Annotated in this window: 5 protein-coding genes; 2 read left to right on the top strand and 3 right to left on the bottom strand. The window is 62.6% G+C overall.

Annotation, left to right across the window (positions count from 1 at the left end):
* A partial coding sequence (locus tag D7V77_RS43455) for a hypothetical protein (RefSeq protein WP_233597543.1) occupies nt 1–786 on the top strand: 786 nt, incomplete at its 5' end.
* Between the two features lie 134 nt (nt 787–920).
* Here the strand turns inward: D7V77_RS43455 and D7V77_RS41080 are convergent.
* Nucleotides 921–1,256, bottom strand: a complete 336-nt coding sequence (locus tag D7V77_RS41080; protein ID WP_121755327.1) for a hypothetical protein — start codon at nt 1,254–1,256, stop codon at nt 921–923.
* Nucleotides 1,257–1,615: 359 nt separating this feature from the next.
* On the opposite strand from D7V77_RS41080, the gene D7V77_RS41075 reads away from it, so the two are divergent.
* Complete coding sequence (locus tag D7V77_RS41075) at nt 1,616–2,104, top strand: hypothetical protein (protein ID WP_147452340.1); 489 nt, start codon at nt 1,616–1,618, stop codon at nt 2,102–2,104.
* A gap of 60 nt (nt 2,105–2,164) precedes the next feature.
* Here the strand turns inward: D7V77_RS41075 and D7V77_RS41070 are convergent, their stop codons facing one another.
* Both D7V77_RS41070 and D7V77_RS41065 read right to left on the bottom strand, forming a co-directional pair.
* The gene (locus D7V77_RS41070) at nt 2,165–2,749 is read right to left on the bottom strand and encodes a DUF2238 domain-containing protein (protein ID WP_120581611.1); all 585 of its coding nucleotides are present in this window, start codon (nt 2,747–2,749) and stop codon (nt 2,165–2,167) included.
* A gap of 89 nt (nt 2,750–2,838) precedes the next feature.
* The gene (locus tag D7V77_RS41065) at nt 2,839–3,279 is read right to left on the bottom strand and encodes a hypothetical protein (RefSeq protein ID WP_120581610.1); all 441 of its coding nucleotides are present in this window, start codon (nt 3,277–3,279) and stop codon (nt 2,839–2,841) included.
* Between the last annotated feature and the right edge of the window lie 214 nt (nt 3,280–3,493).

Below are 3,493 nucleotides of genomic sequence, written 5' to 3'. Positions count from 1 at the left end.
GCATGGGCCCGTGTCTCCATTATTACCAAACCGTTCGCGGCCTCTGACAATCCACCAGAAGTCCTCATGAGCCAGAGTGAGCAACTCCGCACCAGAGTACTTGCGTGGAGCGTGACCATTCTCTCACCAAGGCAACAAGACACTCACTTCAGCCTGACGCTCTCATTCACCAGAGCAGCATCGACCAGGGCCCACCAGGAACTCACCGACGCACCTGTCACGTGGGAGGCCCAACTCAATCAAGAGCTGATTCTACAGCCACGCAGTGCGCCTCCTGACGATGCCATGGCGAAACAACCGGTCCTCCAGTCTGGAGTTCAAACAAAACGCCCCCAAAAGCCAAGCCACCCTGACAATCCAATGTCGGCCAGGTTTCCACCGCCGCCTGGAGAAGACCGGGCACTTGCTACAGTTGTCGCAACTCCGACTCCTGACATGGCTTCGTTTGTGGTAGCGGAACCATTCTCCCTGCCTGAACCTGCCCTTGCCTATGAGGCATTGGAACAGACCGACTCTCCACAATCACCAACAAGGCCCACAACCTACGAGCAAGTAGTCAGGATGCTTGAGCAATTGGCCTCTGAGCTTCGTGTCAGAGCGAGCACAAGGGACGTCTCGGAACTCGAATCCCAGCTTCAGCAGTTCCGCATTGAAGCCGAGGTCGATGGGAAGACCTCCGACAAACGAATGGCCCTGCTGATTAAAATGGATGCTTGGCTGGAGAATCTGAAGACGCGATTCCCCATTGAATCTGAGCGGGGCGCTGGAAGTCAGACTCGCCCCTGAGTGGATCACAATTGCGGCTCCACTCCCCATACGCACCGGGCGAACAGAAGGCCTGCTGAGGCCTGGCCCGTGAGACCACCCTTAGCCCCAGGGCCTTGTGATCCAGGCCCGCAGCGCTTCTGCAACCCCTGGGGTCAGCCTTGATACTCCGGAAGGACCTCCGCGAGCCGGGCGGCCCCCAGAGACAGGGCCAGCAGTCCGCCGACGACGAGGCCCACGCGTCGAGACCTGCGAATCCCACGCAGGCTCAACGCGATGATGAGAGATAGCGCCGCCAGGCAGCTCGCGACCCCGGCCAGCCAGACCACCACGAACACCGCGTCGGCGCTCACCTGGGCTCGCAAATCGGGTGCTTCCGCCCAGTCATAGGGATGGATGGGAAGCAGGAGGCTGACGCTCCCCAGGCACAAGGAGGCCATCAGCGAGAGCAGTGCCGCGAGGACCCGCCCCGGAGCGGCCGGACGGCTCATCGCGCCAGGTCCGTGCGCCCTGACCGGCGTGTTCCGGGAAGTCTCATCGGAGGGTGACATGGCGGCGTGCTCCTCGGATGCCACGAGCGCGGCGCCCCCAACATACCCCTCCAGCGAGGCCAAGAGCGGAGCAAGACGCGATGCGGCGGCACCTCGAACCGACGCAAGCCTTCACCCTGGGCGAGGGGTCTTCTTGATTATCCGTAAAATTATAAATAACTCGAAAACGCCCACCCTGACGTACGGGCAGGCATTGGGCTGGGGAGGCACATCGCGCCCCAGGTGAACCTGTCGTCACATGAATGGGGAATGAATCAATGAAGCGATTTTTCGAGGGGGCGTCTTCAGCAGTGGTGGCCTTGGCCGCGGTCACGATGCTCGCCGGCTGCGGCGCCGCGCCAGAAGAAGAGGGAGCGGAGTTCGACGTGGAGGTGGCGAAGTCGTCGCTCTCCTTCACGGGCTGGGTGGTCTACGACGCGGGGACGCGTTGCACCGTCGGTGGAAGCACCATGCACTGCTGCCCTACCGGCTACGCCATGATTGGCGCGCACCTCAGCAAGGACGTCTTCAAGTGCGCCCAGCTCTCCTCCACGAGCGGCTCCCGCTTCCTGGATGCGGGCACCAGTCGCAACGGGATGCATGCCTGTCCCTACGGCAGCGTCATGGTCGGCATGCACGTCGGCAATAACCACCTGGCCTGCCAGTATCCCGGAACGAGCGTCGTCTCCGAGTATGTGGATGGCAGCCCCGGAACGAGCGACACCTATCCCATGCACGTGTGCGGGACCGGCGGGTACGCGATGAGCGGCATCCACGTCAACATCAACCTGTTCACCTGCGCCCGATAGCACCGGCACCCCGGGGACCGCTCGACGTGGAGCGGTTCTCGGCGGGGTGCGCACCCTGCGTTAAAGGCGCGAGAGCGCCTTGTCATGCGGTCTCGACAGCAGGAGCAGCGCCGCGCTCGCGCCGATGCCGGCCATGCCCATGTCTTTTTGCGTGTCCCAGACATCGCCTTGCGTGCCGAGGAATTCATCCGCGCCCTGACCGAGCATGACGGCGGCGCCCCATTCGATCAGTTCGTATACCGCGCTGATGCCAAGACAGGAAAAGACAATCACGACCGCCATCCACTTGCCCGGCTTCAGATCCGACGTGCGAATCAGAAGCTCGCGCATGACAATGGCGGGGATGAATCCTTGCGCGAAATGGCCAATCTTGTCGTAATTGTTGCGTCCTTCGCCCAGCCATTCAAAGCCCGGCACGCGCGCGTACGTATAATGCCCGCCGACCATGAGGATGATCATGTGCACGGCGATCAAGACATAGAGCAGCGTCGTCAGTGGGAATTTCTTGTATGTGGCAAATAAAAGCGGCAAGGCGATGAGAGCGGGCGCGACCTCCATCCACCATGTGCTGCGTTCATAGGGTGCGATGGCGGACCATGCGAAAACGGCGATAACGATAGCCAGACAGGCAATGGGCGTTCTCATCAGCCAAGGCTAGCGCAGGCGCAAAGTCGCGTGAAAACCGTTTTCCACGCTCTTGAGCGAGTCGAGAATCCGCCTGCTCATCTCTGGCCCTATGCGGCGGGCCCGACGAGCGTGAACGGATCGGGGACGACGACGCGGATCGCCGCGGCGAGCTCGGGCTCAAGCCGCGACCGCTCGGTGTCCTCCATCCACCGCAAGGCGGAGTGCAGCATCTGGTAGAGATGAATGAAGAAGAACGGAGACCGGCCATTGAAGTTCATGCCGGGGAGGCGGCGACTCATCGAGTGTGCCTCGTCCCGCATGGGCTCGAAGAACGACATCGCGGTCGCCAGCTCGATGCACTTCTCCACTTGGCGTTGGGGATGCACTGCGGCGAGCAGGAACAGCATCGCTACCGGATCGTCGCTCGCCAGCCAGGCGGCCGTGACCGTCATGCGATCGCAGCCCAGGTCCTGAGGCACTGACCAGTCGCGGGCGCCGCGGCCGGACACGTCGTTCATCAGATCAGTGAGCGTGCGCCGTGTCGTCATGCGACGATGATACGGCCCGGCGCGCGTTGAGTGCATCCTTCCGCCGTGCGCCACTCCCACGGCTCGCATGCAGGTGCGGACTGGCCTGCAGGGAGAATTCCCCAGGAACGCCCGCCGAGCAGGCGCCCACACGATTCCTCAGGGGCGCCGCGTGCGCTTCAGTGCTAGTCCATACCGCCATGTCCGGCGACTCATCCGTCCCCTCCCCCGGCGG

Origin of the sequence: Corallococcus sp. CA041A (assembly GCF_003612075.1) — a bacterium.
In the GTDB taxonomy this organism is placed as follows: domain Bacteria; phylum Myxococcota; class Myxococcia; order Myxococcales; family Myxococcaceae; genus Corallococcus; species Corallococcus exiguus.
This window is presented reverse-complemented; position numbering and strand designations above follow the sequence as displayed.